The organism is Salinisphaera dokdonensis CL-ES53 (assembly GCF_040361215.1).
GTDB lineage: Bacteria > Pseudomonadota > Gammaproteobacteria > Nevskiales > Salinisphaeraceae > Salinisphaera > Salinisphaera dokdonensis.
In genome coordinates this window covers 350219-368467 of record NZ_APND01000002.1, presented here as the reverse complement: position 1 = coordinate 368467, position 18249 = coordinate 350219, and the positions used below count along the sequence as shown (strand labels likewise).

Genomic DNA, 18249 nt, shown 5'->3' with positions numbered 1-18249 from the left:
CAGGCCGGGCGCACCGACGCGCAGTGTCGGTGCGGCGTTTCAGTCTTCGAACGTTTCGATACGGCTGAGCGCGACTTCTGCAACGCTTGTCACGAACTGCGCGATCCGACCGGGTCGCGCAGTTTCGTGTGCGTGTGAGTTTCATGGGCCGCGTCTCAAGCGATGTCCGCGGGTGTTGCCGCCGAGTCCCCGTCTTGCTGCGACAGGCTCGCCGCCAGTTCCAGAAACCCCGCAACATGCCGCAGCCCGCGATCCGGCTCGCGCACGCCCAGATGAATCTGCTTGGGGATGCCCTGCGGTCCGAGCGAGACGGCAGCCAGCGCCTGCCGCTGGCCGTATTCCGCGACAAGCCAGCGCGGCAGCGCTGCCACGCCGCGCCCGGCGGCGACCAGTTGCAGCATGATGTCGGTCGATTCGATCGTCTTGTGCCGACGTGGGCTGAAGCCGGCCGGCGTCAAAAGTTGGGTGTAGATATCCAGCCGCGCGGTATCCACGGGATACGCCAGTAGCGTTTCGCCGGTCAGATCCTCGGCCGTCACGTGCGCGGCGCCGGCCAGGCGATGATCGGCTGATACGGCCAGCACTTGTTCATAGTCGAAGACCGGCTCGAAGTACACGCCCTTCTTCCGTAGCGGGTCGGGGGTGACGAGAATATCGATCTCGTGATTGAACAGGGCAGCCATGCCGCCGAACTGGAACTGCTGCACCACGTCGATATCCACGCCGGGCCATTCGCACAGATACGGTTCGACGACCTTGAGCAGCCACCGGTAGCAGGGGTGACATTCCATGCCGATACGCAGCGAGCCGCGTTCGCCGGTCGCGTGTTCGGCAAGCACCGCGTCGACACGCTCGAGCTGCGGCAGCAACCGGTTCGCTGCCGCGAGCAGATGCTCGCCGGCGGTGGTCAGCCGTACGCGCCGGCCCTCGCGGACCCAGATCGCCGTGCCGGAGCGTGTCTCCAGCTTGCGGATCGCATGACTCAGGGCCGACTGGCTCAGGTGCAATGCCTTGGCTGCTGCGGTCAGCGAGCCCTCGCGCTCGATCTCGCGCAGGATACTCAGGTGCATCCGTTCGATCATTTGATCAATGAATATTGGTCATGCATCGATGCAAATATACCAATTTTATTCATTGAACGAGCGCTATAGAGTTTCGGCCATCGAATCACGCCGGACGCGACGGGCAGCATTGTCTGCCTGTCTCGCCCGGCAAAGACAGGAGTGGCCATGACAATTTCCCAGAATCTCGGATTCCCTCGCATCGGCGAACGCCGCGAACTCAAGAAAGCGACCGAAGCCTACTGGAAAGGCGATCTCGACCGTGCCGGCCTTGAGGCCACGGGCGCGGAATTGCGCCGTAGCAACTGGGCCAAGCAGAAATCAGCCGGTATCGATCTGATCCCGTCCAACGATTTCTCTTTCTACGATCAGGTGCTGGGGCTGTCCTGTCTCATCGGCAATGTGCCCGAGCGTTTCGGCTGGGACGGCTCGAATATGAATATCGACGTCGCCTTCGACATGGCGCGCGGTACTCAGGGCGCGATCGCCTGCGAGATGACGAAGTGGTTCGATACCAACTACCACTACCTCGTCCCGGAGTTCACGCAGAACACGACGTTCAACCTGGTCGGTTCCAAAATCTTCGACGAATTCGCCGAGGCGAAAGCGCAGGGCATCACCACAAAGCCGGTGATGGTCGGCCCGGCCACCTATCTCACGCTGGGCAAGGTCACTGACGGCTCGGGCCTGAACAAGTTCGATCTTGCCGACTCGCTGATCGATGTCTACGTGCAGATCGCCGAGAAGCTGGCGGCCGATGGCGCCGAATGGCTGCAGATCGACGAGCCGATCTTCTCGCTCGATCTCGACGACACCCAGCGCGCGGTCATCGAAAAAGCCTATGCCAAGCTGGCCCAGGTCGACGGCATCAAGATCATGGTCGCCAACTACTTCGGCCAGCTTGCCGACAACATGGAGTTGTTCACGTCGCTGCCGGTCGCAGCACTGCATATCGACGCGGTGCGCGGTCTCAAGGAAGCCGAAGTTGTCGCTGCGCGGTTGGACGACGAGAAATATCTCTCCGTCGGCATCATCGATGGGCGCAATATCTGGAAGACCGATCTGGAACGCGCGCTCGCCACGATCGAGACCGTCAAAGGCGAGATTGGCGCGGAGCGTCTGATCGTCGGCCCCAGCTGTTCGCTGCTGCATTCGCCGGTCACGCTGCGTAGCGAAACCAAGCTTGACGACGAGTTCAAGAACTGGCTCGCTTTCGCGGAGGAAAAACTCGACGAGATCGTGTTCATCGCCAACGCGGCCGACAGCAAGATCGACAAGACCATGCTGGCGGCGAACAAGCAGGCCATGGCCGATCGCGCGGATTCTGCTCGTATCCACGATGCCGCCGTGAAGCGTCGCGCCGAGGCCGCTGCCGACAAGGACATGCAGCGCGGCGCGCCTTATGCCGATCGCGCGGCTAGCCAGCACGCCAAGCTGGACCTGCCGGCCTATCCGACAACGACGATCGGCTCTTTTCCGCAGACCCAGGAAGTGCGCAAGGCACGCGCGGCCCACAAGAAAGGCAGCCTGCCGGACGCCGAGTACGACGCGTTCCTGGAAGAAAAGATCGCCGAAGCCGTGAAGATGCAGGAAGACATGGGCTTCGACATGCTCGTGCACGGCGAATTCGAGCGTAACGATATGGTCGAGTACTTCGGCGAACAGCTCGCCGGCTATGCCTTCACCAAGTTCGGCTGGGTGCAGAGTTACGGCAGTCGCTACGTGAAGCCGCCGATCATCTTCGGCGACGTCTCGCGGCCGCAAGCCATGACCGTGAAATGGTCGAAGTACGCCCAGTCGCTAACCGACAAGCCGATGAAGGGCATGCTCACCGGCCCGGTCACCATGGTGCAGTGGGCGTTCGTGCGCGACGACCAGCCGCGTTCCGAGACCGTGAAGCAGGTCGCGCTCGCCATTCGCGACGAGGTGGTGGATCTGGAAGCCGCCGGTCTGGCTGCCATCCAGATCGACGAGGCCGCTTTTCGCGAAGGCCTGCCGCTACGCCGTGCCGATTGGGATGCCTATCTGGAATGGGCGGTCGAATGCTTCCGGCTCGCCTCCTGTGGCGTCGCTGACGACACCCAGATCCATACCCATATGTGCTATTCGGAGTTCAACGACATCATCGAGGCGATCGCCGACATGGATGCCGACTGCATCTCCATCGAGACGTCGCGCTCGCAGATGGAGCTGCTGGACGCCTTCGTGCAGTTCAAGTATCCGAACGAGATCGGCCCGGGCGTCTACGACATCCACAGCCCGCGGGTGCCGGACAAGCAGGAGATGATCGAACTGCTCAAGAAGGCGACCGAAGTGCTGCCCGCGGAGCGGGTCTGGGTGAACCCGGATTGTGGCCTCAAGACCCGCGGCTGGGCCGAGGTCGAGCCCGCGCTCAAGCACATGGTCGACGCGGCCCGCGAACTGCGCGCCAAGGCCGCCTGAACCTGACCCTGAAAATGGCAGTCCCCGTCGCTGCGGTCCTGGTCCGATCGTAGCGTCACCGCCCCGGTCCGCCGGGGCGGTTTTTTTATGGGTGGCGCTAGCCTAGCCAGCGCTGCGGATGCTCGCAGGCGAGCACGCCGTCGTCGTCCCAGTCTCGCCAGCCGGTAAAGGGGATACGCTCGCTGTCGTCGATCCGGCGCAGGCGCTCGGCCCAGCGGGTCTTGGCGTCGTTCAGATGGGCATCGAAAGCGGCCCGGTCCTGATAGGCGATGCCGCCACCCTGGATGCCGTGGGCAACGAACGGTGGCAGTACGTCGAAACCCATGTAGTGCAGCGAGTAGTGAATCGGCCACAGCAGGCGTTCGATCGGGCCGCCACGGCCATAGGGCGAGAACGTATGCGCCGGCCCGCCGGTGGTGACGGACAGCATTGCCCGCTTGCCGCGGAAATGGCCTTCGTCGTAGCGCCGCCGGCCGGTGTAAAGCCCGCCATAGACGAACACCCGGTCGAACCAGCCCTTGAGCATGGCCGGCTGGGCATGCCACCAGAGCGGGAATTGCAGTACCACCAGGTCGGCGCGTTCCAGGCGCTCGATCTCGCGTTTGACATCGGCCGGGCGCGAGTCGTTGTTGCCCGCATGGCGTTGTTCGGCCAGCGCGGAGAAATAATCGGCGTCGGCGCGCGCCGTGTAGTGGCTCGGGCCTTCAAACGGGTCAAATCCCTCGGCATACAGGTCGGAGATGACCACGCTCGCGCCGCCCGCGCTCAGCGTTTCGCGCGTGATGCGGGTTAGCGCCGCGTTGAACGACTGTGGTTCCGGGTGGCAATGAACGATCAGGGCATGCATGGCGAAACGCGTTGTGTGGGTGAGCCACTTAGCGTGATCGTTGCGGGTATGAAATAGAATTAGCCAGAATAGATAATCGAGTTTGCATCAATGCAAGAAGATTTCAGCTGGGATGAGCTGCGCCTGGCATTGGCCATCGCGAGAGCGGGCTCTCTGGCCGGGGCGGGGCGGTCGCTGTCGGTCAGCCACGCGACCGTCTTCCGGCGCCTGAACGCGCTTGAGGCGCGCCTGGGGGTGACGCTGTTCGAACGCGACCGAGCGGGTTACACGCCTACGGTTGCCGGCGACGATATGGCCGCAGCGGCGGCACGCGTCGAGCAGGAAGTCTTCGGCGTGCAGCGCCGCGTGGTCGGGCGCGATCAACGGCCGTCCGGCACGGTGCGACTGACGACCACGGATACGCTCTTCGAAGGGCTGCTGGCGCCGGTGCTGGCGGAATGCCGGAGCACTTATCCGGACATTGCGCTGGAAATCGCGATCTCCAACGAGCCGTTCAATCTCACCCGTCGGCAGGCGGATATGGCCATCCGCCCGATCGCCAAGCCGCCGGAGGCGCTGATCGCGCGCCGACTGGGGCGAGTCGCGCTGGCGGTTTATGGCCCGGCCAGCACAGACGATGACGCGCTGTCCGAGTTGGATTGGCTCGGACTGGACGACAGTGTCAGCTTCCCGGCGCTCGAGTCGTGGATGGCGCAACGATCAGGGGCGTCGGTTTTCCGCTATCGCATGGATAGCCTGCTCGGGCTGCGTGCGGCCGTGCGTAGCGGCGCGGGTCGCGCAGTTCTGCCCTGTTATCTGGCGGACGCCGACCCGCAGCTCGTGCGCCTGCAGGCCCCGATCGACGACGTCGCGACCGATCTATGGCTGCTGACGCATCCTGACCTGCGGCGTGTTGCCCGGGTGCGGGCGGTGCGCGATGTCGTCACCGCGGCGCTCGGCCAGGCGTCGATCCAAACATGCCTGGCCGGTGAGCCGAGTCAGAAAACTACGGGCGGCTAGGCGGCCTGATCCGCGTCGGCACGTTTTTCCTGCTTGTGGGTTTCCTCGTTGCTGCCCTGTTTCCAGTAGCTGGAGATATAAAGATCACGGCGATCCACGCCGCGTTCTGTTTTCAGGTGCTCGCGCAGCCGCCGCATGGCCGAGAACTCGCAGGCGATCCAGATCGATGGTTGGCCTTCTCGCCAGTGCAGTGCGTGCACGGCGTCCACGAGCGCATCGCTGTCTTCGCCCGGCCGTGGGTTGATCAGCCAGTCGATCTGAATGCCGGCCGGCGCGACCAGTGACTGGATATCGTCACGGTCGACCACTTCGATGATCGCGTGGCCGACCGCGCTGGCCGGCAGGATTTCCAGGTTGGCGCTGATCGCGGGTAGCGCCGTCATGTCGCCGATGAGCAGAAACCAGTCCGCGCCCGAATCAAGGCGTTTGGTCGGGCCCGGGCCGCCGACATCGATGGTGTCCCCGGCCCGGGCGCTCGCGGCCCAGCGCGACGCCGGCCCGCCGTGGTCATGGACGACGAAATCGATATCGATGGCGTCCGCGCGCTGTTCGCGCACGGTGTAGGTGCGCAACACCGGCTTGTCGAGGCCGGGCTGCGGCAGCATCAGCTTCACGTAGGCGCTGGCCTGGTCGGCCGGGAAGTCGGCCATGGCATCGCCACCCAGCGTGACGCGGCGCATATGCGGCGTCAGCGCCCGGTTGGCGAGTACGATAAGGGTGCGGGGCGGGGTACGGGGCATGAGCTATTCCTGGTCTTCGAGGTTGGCGGCCATGACGTCGGCGAGGCGGACGAAGTCGCGCAGCTGAGCGTCATCCAGACCGGCGGCCATACGCTCGCCGGCCTTCGCTTCGACCACGGTGATTCGTTCGACCATCGCCGTGCCTTCCGCGGTCAGCGAGAGTCGGCGGCTGCGGCTGTCGTCCGGGTCGGGGCGCTGCTCGATCAGGCCATCGGTTCGCAGGTCCTTGATCAGTCGAGAGATCTGGCCTTTATCGAGCCGCAGGGCGCCGGCGATGGTCTGTGCCGAGCAGCTGCGGGAATGGGCAACGCCCTTGAGCGCACGGATATGCGTGACCGGCAGTTCGATGCCGGCGGCGGCATGGCCTTCGCGCATGGCGCGCCGGTAGGCATGGAGCAGGCGGTGCAGCGATTCGCCGATAGCAGGCGGATTCGTCATGAGCATATTGGTTGATTAAGTCAACTTAATGCTGCGCCTTATCGGTTGACTATGTCAACTACATGGGTGGCGTCGTCTATATTCCGGTAAAGCGATGCATGGCCACGAATGCTCGGCACCACCGGTCGCAGCCGCGGCGTTGTTAAACTAGCGGCCTTTTGCAGGCGCCGCGCCGCCGTAATCCAGCAGGTACGTTCGCATGTCCGTTGTCACCCGTTTCGCCCCGTCGCCCACCGGTTACCTGCATATTGGTGGCGCCCGCACGGCGCTCTACTCCTGGCTACATGCCAAGGCCAGTGGCGGCAAGTTCGTTCTGCGTATCGAAGACACCGACCGCGAGCGCTCCACCGACGAAGCCGTGCAGGCGATTCTCGACGCCATGGCCTGGCTGAATCTCCAGCACGACGGCGAGATCACATACCAGACCCAGCGTTTTGATCGCTACGCCCAAGTCATCGACCAGCTGCTCGCGGAAGGCAAGGCGTATCGCTGCTATTCGACCACCGAAGAAGTCGAGGCGATGCGCGAAGCAGCCCGCGCGAAAGGCGAGAAGCCGAAATACGACGGCACCTGGCGGCCGATGCCGGGCAAGACGCTGCCCGAGCCGCCGGCCGGGGTCGATCCGGTGATCCGTTTCGCCACGCCGCTGGAAGGCGATACCGTGATCAACGATCTGGTGAAAGGCGATATCACCATCAGCAATACCGAGTTGGATGATCTCGTCATCGCGCGCGGCGACGGCACGCCGACCTACAACTTCTGTGTGGTGGTCGATGACATGGACATGGGCATCACCCACGTCATCCGTGGCGACGACCATGTGAATAACACGCCGCGCCAGATCAACATTCTCAAGGCGCTCGTGGGTGACGACGGCGCCCTGCCGGTCTATGCCCACGTGCCGATGATTCTCGGCTCGGACGGCAAGCGTCTGTCGAAGCGCCACGGTGCCGTCGGCGTGATGCGCTACCGCGAAGAGGGCTATCTGCCCGCGGCGCTGCTCAACTATCTGGTGCGTCTGGGCTGGGCGCATGGCGACCAGGAAATCTTCAGCCGCGACGAGATGCTCGCGCATTTCGATATCGAGAACGTGCAGGGCGGGGCCTCGACCTTCGATCCGGACAAGCTCCTGTGGGTGAACCAGGAACACCTGAAGATGGCCGAGCCGGAAGCGCTGGTCGACGAACTGGCCTGGCATCTCGCGCGTCAGGGCGTCGACAACGTCGACCACGCGCGTCTGGCCGAGATTGCCGGCATCCAGAAAGGCCGCTGCAAGACCATGCTCGATATGGCGCAGCAGAGCCTGTTCCTGTTCTCGTCGGTAAGCGAATACGACGAGAAAGCGGTCAAGAAGCATATGAAGGCCGGTTCGCCGGCATTGCTGGCCGACGTGCGTGAACGCGTGGCCGCGCTCGATGCCTGGGAAGGCGATGTATTGGGCGCGGCGGTGAAGCAGACCGCGACCGATAACGAAGTCGGTATGGGCAAGGTCGCCCAGCCGATCCGTATCGCCGTGACCGGCAGTGCCGTGTCGCCGTCGATCGATGCGACTTTGCTGTTGCTCGGTCGCGACGAGACGCTCAAGCGCCTGGACGCCGCGGTCGCTGCTTTCAGCGAATAGCCAGCCGGCGTCGCCGAATCGCCTCGGCGTAGCTGGATGGAACTCGCGCTGCGGCCGCGCCTGGCCAGTCCGGGCTGCAGCACTGCTCCACGCGTGCAATACCATAACGCTCGAACAATCGTTAAAATGATTGTTCAAATGTAGAGGTATGCATGACCACGACCTATCTGGAACTGCAGGTGTTGAGCACCGGCCAGACCTCGCGCCTGGCCGAGATGTTTCGCCTGCTCGGCGAGCCCAATCGTCTGTCGCTGGTCTATGCCTGCCTCGAAGAGCCGCGCAGCGTGCAGACGCTGGCGGCCGATATCGATATTTCGATGTCGCTGGCGAGCCACCACCTGCGCCTTTTGCGCGCGGCGCGCCTGCTGCGCGCCGAACGGCGCGGCAAGCAGGTGTTCTATGTCGCAGCCGATGCGCACGTCCAGCGCGTGCTGCGCGACATGGCCGAGCACGGCGACGAGGCGTAACCGACATGGGACACACGCACGATCACGCACACGACGGGCATGGCCATAGCCACGACCACGGCCTGGGCGGACACCACCACCACGGCGGCAGCGGGCGCGTACTGGTGTTTTCGCTGTGCCTGACGTTGGCGTTCGCTTTCGTCGAGGGGATCGGCGGCTGGTGGGCCGACTCGCTGGCGCTGATGTCCGACGCCGGGCATATGTTCACCGACAGCTCGTCGCTGGCGATCGGCGCGCTCGCCGCCTGGATGGCCAAACGGCCAGCCTCGGAGATGCACTCCTTCGGCCTGCAGCGTGCAGAAGTACTCGGCGCGCTGATCAATGCCGGGCTCATGATCGTGGTGGTGGTCGCGATCGCCGTGTCCGCTATCGAGCGCTTCTCCGACCCGCGCGAGGTCGCCGGCGCGCCGGTGATGATCATTGCCGGCATCGGTCTGGTGATGAATATCGTCGTGGCCGCCATCCTCATGCGCGGCGAGCAGACCATGAACGTACGCGGCGCGCTGATCCACGTGATCGGTGATCTGCTGGGCTCGGTGGCCGCATTGGCCGCGGGTCTGGTGATCATCCTCACCGGCTGGATGCCGATCGACCCGCTGCTGTCGCTGCTGGTCAGCGCGTTGATTCTCGTCTCTGCGGTGCGCCTGCTGCGCGACGTGGTGCATGTGCTCATGGAAGGCGTGCCGCGCGGTGTGGACGCCGTCGATGTGGGCCAGGCGCTGGCCGCGGTGGACGGCGTGCAGGCGATCCACGACCTGCATATCTGGAGTCTATCCTCCAGCCAGCGAGCGCTGGCCGCTCATGTCGAGATTGCGCGCCTGTCGGATTGGCAGCGCATTTTGCCCAAGTTGCAGCAGCTGCTTGCCGAGCGGTTTTCGATTACGCACACGACGCTGCAACCCGAAGATCGCGCCACGGCTCAGGACTGCCTCTGCGAGGCGGATTGCGGCATCGCCAGCTGATCCACGCCGGCTTGCCGGCAAGGCGCGTTATCCTGCCAGTCGGCCCTTTGCTGACTGGATGGCGCCATGCGCATCGCGATCAAACGTATCTACGACCCGGCCGCAGACGACGACGGCTATCGCGCGCTTGTGGATCGTATATGGCCGCGCGGCGTAGCCAAACAGGACGCCGCGCTCGACGCCTGGTACAAGCAGCTCGCGCCCTCCACCGAACTGCGCCGCTGGTTCGGCCATGATCCGGCGCGCTGGGACGCGTTCTGCACGCGCTATCGTGCAGAACTCGACCAGGCAGACGCCGAATCGATCGATGAACTGAAGGCGCGCGCCGCCGATACCGGCGTGACATTGCTGTTCGCGGCCCGCGATACCGAATACAACAACGCCGTCGTGCTCAGGCGCTATCTGGAGGATACCGCGTGAACAATCCCGAAGAGCGCCTTGCGCTGGCCGCGAAGGTGCGCGAGGCCTGTATCGAAGCCGCCCTGGAGGGTTACGAGAACGCGGCGATTGCCGGCCTTTGTGGCGAAGGGGCCTTGGAGGTCGCGATCAGCGCCATGCGACAGGTCGATCTCGACGAGATCGCCGCAGACGGTACGACTGACGGCTGAAACCGCTCGCCCAAGACGCCCATCCGTCCGCTGCACGCATAAAAAAGCCGGCGGGCCACCGGGCTGAACTGCCCGTGACCCGCCGGCCGTATACGCCGTAACGGCAATCCTGTGGATTACTTGCTCTGGTAGTACTCCATCAGGATCTCGGCGACTTCCGGGCGCGAGAATTCCTCGGGCGGTGCAATGCCGTTGCCGAGCATTTCGCGCACCTTGGTGCCGGACAGCAGCACGAAGTCGTCCTTCGTGTGGTCGGGCACGTCGCGCATCATCACGACCTTGCCGAGCTTCTTGGAGAATGCGGTGTGGTCGGCGGCGAAGATCTCGATATCCAGCGCGTCGTCCGGCACGCGCTCTTCGAAGATCGTCTGCGCATCGAAGGGGCCGTAGAAATCGCCCACGCCGGCGTGGTCACGACCGACGATGAGATAGCTGCAGCCGGCGTTCTGGCGGAAAACCGCGTGCAGCACGGCCTCTCTAGGTCCGGCATAGAGCATGTCGAAGCCGTAGCCGGTGATCATCACCGAGTTTTCCGGGAAGTAGACATCGACCATCTTGCGGATGGCGGCATCGCGCACATTGGCCGGAATATCGCCGGGCTTGAGCTTGCCGAGCAGCATGTGAACCAGGATGCCGTCGGCGCCGGTCGCCTCCATGGCCATCTTGCACAGTTCTTCGTGGGCGCGATGCATGGGGTTGCGGGTCTGGAAGGCCACGACCTTTTCCCAGCCGCGTTCGGCGAACTCGTCACGGATCGACTGCGCGGTACGGAAGGTATCCGGGAAGTCGTCTTCGAAGTAGCTGAAGTTAAGCACCTGGATCGGGCCGTGCACCACGTAGCGGCCGAGCGACTTGAACGTGGCAACGCCCGGATGCTCGTCGTCGCCGGTGGCAAAGATCTGCTCGACCAGCGTGTTCAGCTCGTCCTCGCTGAACTCGTCGATACCTTCGACGTCCTGGACGGCGATGACGGGATTGCCGTCGACGTTCGGGTCGCGCAGGGCGATACGGGCCGCGCCCTTGATCGATTCAATGTTGTCGACCACGTTGACCACCGGCACCGGCCAGAACAGGCCGTCGGCGGTGCGCAGGTTCTCGCCCACGGACAGGGCGTCGGCCTTGCTCATGAAGCCGGTCAGCGGGTTGAAGTAGCCCGCGCCGAGCATGACGGCGTTGGCCGCGGCTGCAGAACTCACGGTGATGGCAGGCAGCTCGTGAGCTTCCTGCATCAGCTGTTCGCGGGCCGCTTCTTCGGCCACATAGAGCGGATTGAGCGTATCGGAACCGTGCGGTTTGATCATGTCGTCGCGCCTTGCGTTGTCGAATGGCGAAAAGCTCGTCGCGCGGCCGCGGGAGGCGGCCACACGCATGAAAAAACGCGGACACGCCGCGCTTCTTACACGAAAGTTTTGCGGATTCTAACGCATTGCGGCGTGGGCGCGCCGCGGGCAGGTTTGCGGGCGGGCCGCGCCCGATCTCTCGGGCGGGCGCTTACGAGTTCTTCTTGGTGTCGTTTTCGCAGTTGTCCGTGCGGCATTCGCCGTAGAGCACGAGGGTGTGCTTGGACAGGTCGAAGCCGGACTTCTGGGCCACGTCGCGCTGGCGCTCCTGAATCTCGGTATCGAAGAATTCCTCGATCTTGCCGCATTTCACGCAGATCAGGTGATCATGCGGGCCCTGTTCGAGTTCGAACAGGGCGTGCCCGTCCTCGAAATGGTGTCGGATCACCAGGCCCGCGTCCTCGAACTGCGAGAGCACGCGGTAGATCGTCGCCAGGCCGATATCCTCGTCGTGCTCCATGAGCCGACGATAGACGTCCTCCGCCGAGAGATGATCCTCGCGGTTGTTCTGTAGCACTTCCAGTATCTTCAGGCGGGGTAGTGTCGCCTTGAGTCCGGCTTTGCGCAGATCGCTGGTTTGCATGCGTCGACACCTCAATAAATCAGGCGGTGGCCGTGTGTTTGGACCGCCCGGGCGCTGAATGATTCAGCCCGGCCGGGCGCAGGACCTACCGCCTGCGGTCGCGGTTGTAAGTCAGCGCCTGACCGATACAGCCTTGGCTAAGTTTACCTTCATGATAGGCCAGTTGGCCAGATACGAAGGTGCTCATGATGCGGCTTTGGAAGGTATGGCCGGAGAACGGCGTCCAGCCACACTTGGCCAGCACCGGCTCGTTGTCGACCACGGTCTGGCCGTCCATGTCCACCAGCACCAGATCGGCCCAGTAGCCTTCGCGGATATAACCGCGCTCGGCGACGCCGAAACGGTCGGCCGGATTGTGCGCGGCTTTGGTCACAAGTTGTTCGAGGCTGAAGTGCCCGGCGCTGACGTGATCCAGCAGCGACACCATTGCGTGCTGAACCAACGGCAGCCCGGCGGGCGCGTCGAAGTAGGGGGTGTCCTTTTCCTCGAACAGATGCGGCGCGTGATCCGTTGCCAACACGTCGATGCGGTCCTCGGCCAGCGCTTTCAATAGGGCATCGCGATCATCGTGGGTCTTGATCGCCGGGTTGCACTTGATCAGCGTGCCGCGCGCGGCGTAATCGCTGTCCTCGAAGAACAGATGATGGATACAGGCTTCGGCGGTGATCTGCTTGTTGCCCATCGCACCGCGCTCGAACAGTTCCAGCTCGTCGGCGGTGGTGATATGCAGGATATGCAGCTGGGTGCCGTGGCGGCGCGCCAGGTCCATCGCCTTGGAGGACGAGGCATAGCAGGCTTCGCGCGAGCGGATGACCGGGTGCTCGCTCATGGGCACGTCGTCGCCGTAGAGCTCTCGTGCCCGCGCGGCGTTGCGTTCGATCATCGGTGTGTCTTCGCAGTGCGTGAGCACGGTCAGCGGCGAATGCTCGAAGATCTGCTCGAGTGCGGTGTCGTCGTCGACCAGCATCTTGCCGGTGGACGCACCCATGAAGATCTTCACGCCAGCGGCCAGACGGGTATCGAGCTGCTTGATGTCCTCGATATTGTCGTTGGTCGCGCCGAAGTGGAAGCCGAAGTTGGCCGTGCAGCGCCCGCGTGCGAGTTCGTGCTTGGCGGCGAGGCTGTCGTTGTCGATGGTCGGCGGCTTCACGTTGGGCATGTCCATGAAGCTGGTGATGCCGCCGGCCACGGCGGCGCGCGACTCGCTGGCGAGATCGGCCTTGGCGGTCAGGCCCGGCTCACGGAAATGGACCTGATCGTCGATCATGCCGGGCAGCAGGAATCGACCCTGGGCGTCGATCACCTCGACGTCGCCAGGCGCGTCGATTGCGGCGGCGATCTTCTCGATCCGGCCTTCGCGGATGAGCACGTCGGCCTCGCGGCGCTGGCCTTCGTTGACGATACGGGCGTTCGCGATGAGATAGTCGGTCATGCGGCGGCGCTGTTCGGATTGGGCCACCAAGTCTAGCGTGTCGGCCGACGGTTCGCGTCAACCTCGCTGTCGTTTGTCCCGACACCTGCCGGTTGGGGCAGGGCGTGGCTAGTCGCCGCGCCGCGCTATCGCGCCCTTGCCGACGCCTTCATAAGCGCGCACGGCGACCCGCTTGCCGGGATGTGAGAGGGCGAGCTCGCCGGCGATATGGTCAGCGACATTCTCGACTGTCGGCGGGCCATCGAGCACGACGCAACGCGCGGCATCGATCGCGAGCGCGAAATTGCCCTGGGGCGCGGTATAGGCGAAATGATGCCGGCCGGCGTCGTCGGTGGTGGCCAGGTCCGACTGCTCGCCGATGTAGATGCCTTGCCAGCGTGCGGCCCAGTCGCGCGCGATGTCCGGGCGGTCCTGATCATCGATTTCCACGCCAACACGACAGCGGTGGCCGTGGCCCATGCGTTGGCAGTTGCCATCGTGCGTGCGCAGACCGTGGCAGTAGTGGTAGTGCGCGTCGGGGATCGACTCTTCGTACAGGGTCAGTTGCAAGCCGTCGATATTGGTCGGCAGCAGGGTGCGCAGATGTTCCGTGAGCCAGTCCTCGAGCAGTTCAGGCGTGACGCATTCGGCGTCGAGCGTGGCGATGGCCGTCTCCGGGCCTTCGTAATCGATACGCGCGCCGTCGGCGGTCGTCAGCGACAGTTTGTCGCCGTGGCGGGAAAGGCCCGGCGCCCTCAGAGGCACCAGCAGGCGATGATCGACCAGCGCATCGATCTCGGCCTTGATCTCGCGCTTGGCCGGGCCGAAGTCGAACAGCATGCCGTGCTCATCGCGTCGGCCCGTGAGTACGACATCGACCAGCCAGGTACGGCCGATCAGGCCGAGTTCGGTATCCAACACACCGCAATCGATATGCGTGAGCTGTTCGACGAACAGATCCAGCGGCCGGTCGCGCCCGGCAGTCTGGCCCGCGACGGGGTTCACGCGCCGGCTGACAGGTCGATGCCGCGCTCGGGCAGCATTACGGGAATGCCGTCGTCGACGCGATAGGCCGTCGCCCGATCGGCGGTTACCAGTGCGGCGTCCAGCGGCTCGGTCACGCTGCTTTCGTCCACATACCGCGCGTTACCGGCGTCGATACGGGCGTTCATCTGCGACAGCGTCTCGGCATCGGCCAGCGACACCGCGGCGCCGGAGACCGGGCATACGAGAATATCGAGCAGTTTCTTGTCCACGAGCGCGATCCGGGTGCGATTCAAAGCCGGATTCTAGCATTCGCGCGTGCTGCTGCCGGTGGTTGAGAGCAGGGTTAAGGTGAGAGTGCTCGAGCCGGGATAGGCACGCCCGACGATGCGCTGCATGCTTGCCGGCTCGACAACCATCACCCTATCGAGGCGGCGCGCGTGTTTTCGGTCTGCGGCAATACCTGGCGAATGCTCGTCGACAGCTGCTTCGCGCGGCATTTCGAGTTCGTAGGCGATTTCGATACCCACTACGGCATCTTCGAAGGCTGCGGCACGCCGTTGTCGTTCGCCGAGGACGACGTTATCGCGGCGCCTACTGCAGGCTGCGGTTGAATGCATAGCCCGGCGTCGTTCCGGTCGAGGAGGCGAGGAAGTCGCAGGCATCTTGATTGATATGTAATAATATAACAATATTGATCGAGAGCCCGAGCGGTTCCGCTTTTACCAGGGAGACAAATCATGACGCGAATCAGACGCGGGCAGGCGATCGCATGCGTTCTGCTCGCTAATGCAACGCTATTACATAGCGCTTGGGCGCAGCCCGGCACGGGCGAGGTTGAAACCCTCGATCTATCAGCTGCAAATACGGAAACCGAGCAGGCACTCGGCCCGATTTCGGTCACTGGCGTGCCGCTGCCGGGCAGTCCGTTTTCGCAGGCGGCCAATGTCGACGTGCTCGAATCCGACACGATCGAAGCCAAAGGCGCGACCAATCTCGGCGAAGCACTCGACGATCTGGCCGGGGTGAATTCAATCGGCACCGGCAACAGCGTCGGCAAGCCGGTGATCCGCGGGCTCTCGGGCGAACGCATCAAGATCCTGTCCAACGGTGTGGGCATGGATCACCAGCAGTACGGTGTGCGTCACATGCCGACGACGGATACCTTCCTGCTCGGCCGCGCCGAGGTCGTGCGCGGCGCCTCGAGCGTGCTTTACGGCTCCAGCGCGCTGGGCGGGGCGATCAACCTGCTGCCGCAGGATATCGCCTGGGACAACCCCATCGAGGGCGAAACGCTGACCCGCTATTCCACCAATAACGACCAGTGGGATACGGGCGTCAAGGCCAGTGGTGGCGACGGCCGCTTCGGCTATTCGGCTGGCATTATCCGCCGCAGCGCGGGTGATATCGAAACGCCCGATGAATCGACTTATTTTCCGCCGGCACCGAGCGCCGAACTGCAGGATGCGCCGGCCTATACCGGCAAGCTCGGTAATACCGACTTCGACCAGGTCAACGGCGATTTCGCACTGGGCTATCGCGACGACGGTGGCGGCGAATGGACCGCGCGCTACTCGCGCTTCAACGACGAACACAACTTCCTGCTCCCGCCGCCGGCGGGCAATCTACCGCCAGCGGCGGGCGAGGAAGGCGTCGGCCAATTCATCGACAATGAACAGGTCGAGCTCGCCGCGGAAAAAGAGGCCGGCGGCATCACCTGGAAGCCGAAGCTCGTCTGGCAGAACAACCGCCGTCGCTCGAATGCGGCCGGCACGCCGCGGGTGGCGGGTTTCGACAACGCTATCGATATCGAATTCGACCAGTACACCGCGCGTCTGGAAGGCCAGCACGGCCCGGTACTGGGTCTCGACGGCGGCACGGTGGGCGTCGAATACACCACCAAGGATCAGGTCTCGCGCGGCACCACTCAGCTTTCGCCCGGCGGCGATGTGGACAACATGGCCGTGTTCGCCTTCGAGGAGAAAGGCATCGTCGATCTGCTGCTTCAGGCAGGGCTGCGCTACGACCATCACGAGATCGAAGGCGACGCCTCGAAGACGGCTAACCCGTCACAAAGCGTGATCGACGCCGGGAAGCAGTCCTACGACGTGGTCACCGGCTCGCTTGGCGGCATCTACAGCCTCACCGAGCGACTGTCGGTGGCGGCGAACGTCGGCCGGGGCTTTCGGGCGCCGACGCTGTTCGAGCTGTACGCGAGCGGCGTACACGGCGGCGTCGCGGCCTTCCAGCAGGGCGACCCCGATCTCGAGGAGGAAACCTCGCTCAATACGGATCTGTCCCTGCGCTGGGCATCGCCGACGATGCGGGCGAAGGCCACGGTCTATCGCAACGTGATCGACAACTACATCTTCCTGCGCGACACCGGGGCTACGGTCAACGGTCTGCCGGTATTTGCCAACGACCAGACCGACGCCCGGCTTGTTGGTGCCGAACTGTCGATCGAGAAGGACGTCAACGACTGGCTCATGCTCTCGGCTGCCGCCGAAACCGTCGACGGCGAGCGTCGCGACAACGGCAGCGATCTGCCGCTCCTGCCGGCGGACAACGTCCGTCTGGGCGCCGAATTCACGCCGGCCAGCGACGGCTGGCTGCGCGACCCGCGGGGGTCGGTCACGCTGCGCTACTACGCGTCGAAAGACGGCACGCCCGGTGAGCCGTTCGAACAGTTCGATAATGCGCCCTTCGGCAGCGCCTCGACCGATGATTATGTCCTCGTCGATCTAGGTGCCGGGTTCTCGCCGCGTATCGCCGGCCAGACCGTGCATCTCGATCTGGCGATCAACAACCTGCTCGACGAGGACTACCGCGGCTTTCTCGACACCTACAAGGGCTATGCGTTGTCACCCGGTCGCGACGTGCGCCTGACCGCGCGCGTGCCGTTCGGAGGTTAGGTCATGGCGCGTGCTGCTGTTTCCGCCGTGCCCGGCCCGGACCGGGATCGGGCTATCGCCACCGGCGTGGCGATAGCCTTCGTGTTGGCACTGGTCGCGGGCGCGATGGCCGGTTACGACAAGGTCGTGTTCATCGCGGTGACCGGTGGTTTCGCCATGTTTGCCGGTGCCGCGATCGGCTATCGCCCGGCCGGCGATGGTTGGCTGTGGCAGGCGCTGGACGGCGTCGCCGGCGGCGCGATGATCGCGGCGGCCTGTGTGTTGCTGCTGCCCAAGGCCATGACGCTCGACGCGCCGATTGCCGGCGTCGGCGTGGCGGCCGGCCTTTGGGCCGGTCTCGCGCTGCATCACGCTTGTCGTGCGCCGCGCCATGCACGCGGCGCGCTTCATGAATCGCGCCTGCTCGCGCTCACCGTGCATTCGGCAGGCGTGGGTCTGGTGATCGGCCTCATCTATGCGCGCCTGCCCGATCTCGGGGTGTGGCTGGGTACGGCGATCGTTGCCCACAAGTTGCCTGCCGGTTATGCCGTGGCCCGTCGGCTGCGCGAGCGCGGAGATGCGCTGGCGGGCGTGACATGGCCGGCGTGCATTGTGGGCATCGCGGCGGTACCGACAGCGCTCGTGGTCGGCGCGCTGCCGCCGTCTATTTCGGTCGCGGCCGCCTGCCAGGGCGTGGCGACCGGCATCTTTCTGCATGTCGGCCTTGAATGCGTGGCGCTCGACGGCCCGGGTGCCGATGACACGACGCGCGCGAGCGCGTCTATCGGCTTGCCGGTGCTGACTGGTATGGGTTTGATGCTGGTGTTGCGTCTGGCGATTGGCTGAACCGCATCG

The 18249-nt window shown here is 64.3% G+C and carries 19 protein-coding genes; 10 read left to right on the top strand and 9 right to left on the bottom strand.

Annotation, left to right across the window (positions count from 1 at the left end):
- Positions 1–155 precede the first annotated feature (155 nt).
- Entirely contained in the window at positions 156–1082 is a 927-nt protein-coding gene (locus SADO_RS07615; RefSeq protein WP_353110579.1) for a LysR family transcriptional regulator, read from the bottom strand.
- A gap of 147 nt (positions 1083–1229) precedes the next feature.
- Between SADO_RS07615 and metE the strand changes: the two genes are divergently transcribed.
- Positions 1230–3503 carry a 5-methyltetrahydropteroyltriglutamate--homocysteine S-methyltransferase gene (gene metE / locus SADO_RS07610; RefSeq protein WP_353110578.1) on the top strand — a complete coding sequence of 758 codons (2274 nt, stop codon included), beginning with the start codon at positions 1230–1232 and terminating at the stop codon, positions 3501–3503.
- A 97-nt stretch (positions 3504–3600) separates the two neighbouring features.
- Here the strand turns inward: metE and SADO_RS07605 are convergent, their stop codons facing one another.
- Positions 3601–4350, bottom strand: a complete 750-nt coding sequence (locus tag SADO_RS07605) for an NAD(P)H-dependent oxidoreductase (protein WP_353110577.1) — start codon at positions 4348–4350, stop codon at positions 3601–3603.
- A 90-nt stretch (positions 4351–4440) separates the two neighbouring features.
- On the opposite strand from SADO_RS07605, the gene SADO_RS07600 reads away from it, so the two are divergent.
- Positions 4441–5349, top strand: a complete 909-nt coding sequence (locus tag SADO_RS07600; protein ID WP_353110576.1) for a LysR family transcriptional regulator — start codon at positions 4441–4443, stop codon at positions 5347–5349.
- Here SADO_RS07600 and SADO_RS07595 read toward each other — a convergent pair.
- Together SADO_RS07595 and SADO_RS07590 are read right to left on the bottom strand one after the other, a co-directional pair.
- Entirely contained in the window at positions 5346–6089 is a 744-nt protein-coding gene (locus SADO_RS07595) for a siderophore-interacting protein (RefSeq protein WP_353110575.1), read from the bottom strand. The genes SADO_RS07600 and SADO_RS07595 overlap by 4 nt on opposite strands.
- 3 nt (positions 6090–6092) lie before the next feature.
- On the bottom strand, positions 6093–6527 hold the full coding sequence (locus SADO_RS07590; RefSeq protein WP_353110574.1) for a MarR family winged helix-turn-helix transcriptional regulator: 435 nt from the start codon (positions 6525–6527) through the stop codon (positions 6093–6095).
- A 199-nt stretch (positions 6528–6726) separates the two neighbouring features.
- Here SADO_RS07590 and gltX point away from each other — a divergent pair, with 199 nt between their 5' ends.
- The 5 genes from gltX to SADO_RS07565 all read left to right on the top strand — a co-directional run bounded on the left by gltX (position 6727) and on the right by SADO_RS07565 (position 10185).
- Positions 6727–8148, top strand: a complete 1422-nt coding sequence (gltX, locus tag SADO_RS07585) for a glutamate--tRNA ligase (RefSeq protein ID WP_353110573.1) — start codon at positions 6727–6729, stop codon at positions 8146–8148.
- A 152-nt stretch (positions 8149–8300) separates the two neighbouring features.
- Positions 8301–8615, top strand: coding sequence for an ArsR/SmtB family transcription factor (locus SADO_RS07580; RefSeq protein ID WP_353110572.1), 315 nt, complete (start codon positions 8301–8303; stop codon positions 8613–8615).
- A 5-nt stretch (positions 8616–8620) separates the two neighbouring features.
- Positions 8621–9577 (top strand): cation diffusion facilitator family transporter, encoded by a 957-nt coding sequence (locus tag SADO_RS07575; protein ID WP_353110571.1) that lies wholly within the window; start codon positions 8621–8623, stop codon positions 9575–9577.
- A 66-nt stretch (positions 9578–9643) separates the two neighbouring features.
- A complete protein-coding gene (locus SADO_RS07570; RefSeq protein ID WP_353110570.1) occupies positions 9644–9997 on the top strand; it encodes a DUF488 domain-containing protein in 354 nt (117 codons plus the stop codon).
- Positions 9994–10185, top strand: coding sequence for an acetyltransferase (locus SADO_RS07565; RefSeq protein WP_353110569.1), 192 nt, complete (start codon positions 9994–9996; stop codon positions 10183–10185). Before SADO_RS07570 ends, SADO_RS07565 begins: the two co-directional genes overlap by 4 nt.
- Before the next feature lie 116 nt (positions 10186–10301).
- Here the strand turns inward: SADO_RS07565 and sat are convergent, their stop codons facing one another.
- The 5 genes from sat to SADO_RS07540 all read right to left on the bottom strand — a co-directional run bounded on the left by sat (position 10302) and on the right by SADO_RS07540 (position 14775).
- On the bottom strand, positions 10302–11486 hold the full coding sequence (gene sat / locus SADO_RS07560; RefSeq protein WP_353110568.1) for a sulfate adenylyltransferase: 1185 nt from the start codon (positions 11484–11486) through the stop codon (positions 10302–10304).
- A gap of 190 nt (positions 11487–11676) precedes the next feature.
- Positions 11677–12108, bottom strand: coding sequence for a ferric iron uptake transcriptional regulator (gene fur / locus SADO_RS07555; protein ID WP_353110567.1), 432 nt, complete (start codon positions 12106–12108; stop codon positions 11677–11679).
- Between the two features lie 85 nt (positions 12109–12193).
- A complete protein-coding gene (locus tag SADO_RS07550) occupies positions 12194–13540 on the bottom strand; it encodes a dihydroorotase (RefSeq protein ID WP_353110968.1) in 1347 nt (448 codons plus the stop codon).
- Positions 13541–13648: 108 nt separating this feature from the next.
- Positions 13649–14524, bottom strand: coding sequence for a 6-pyruvoyl trahydropterin synthase family protein (locus tag SADO_RS07545; protein ID WP_353110566.1), 876 nt, complete (start codon positions 14522–14524; stop codon positions 13649–13651).
- Positions 14521–14775: a Trm112 family protein gene (locus SADO_RS07540; RefSeq protein ID WP_353110565.1), complete on the bottom strand. Its 255-nt coding sequence runs from the start codon at positions 14773–14775 to the stop codon at positions 14521–14523. Before SADO_RS07540 ends, SADO_RS07545 begins: the two co-directional genes overlap by 4 nt.
- A gap of 168 nt (positions 14776–14943) precedes the next feature.
- Here SADO_RS07540 and SADO_RS07535 point away from each other — a divergent pair, with 168 nt between their 5' ends.
- The 3 genes from SADO_RS07535 (at position 14944) to SADO_RS07525 (ending at position 18240) form a co-directional block, all read left to right on the top strand.
- On the top strand, positions 14944–15117 hold the full coding sequence (locus tag SADO_RS07535) for a hypothetical protein (RefSeq protein WP_434547889.1): 174 nt from the start codon (positions 14944–14946) through the stop codon (positions 15115–15117).
- A 126-nt stretch (positions 15118–15243) separates the two neighbouring features.
- Positions 15244–17415, top strand: coding sequence for a TonB-dependent receptor (locus SADO_RS07530; protein ID WP_353110564.1), 2172 nt, complete (start codon positions 15244–15246; stop codon positions 17413–17415).
- Between the two features lie 3 nt (positions 17416–17418).
- Positions 17419–18240 carry a ZIP family metal transporter gene (locus tag SADO_RS07525; RefSeq protein WP_353110563.1) on the top strand — a complete coding sequence of 274 codons (822 nt, stop codon included), beginning with the start codon at positions 17419–17421 and terminating at the stop codon, positions 18238–18240.
- The last annotated feature ends 9 nt before the right edge of the window (positions 18241–18249 follow it).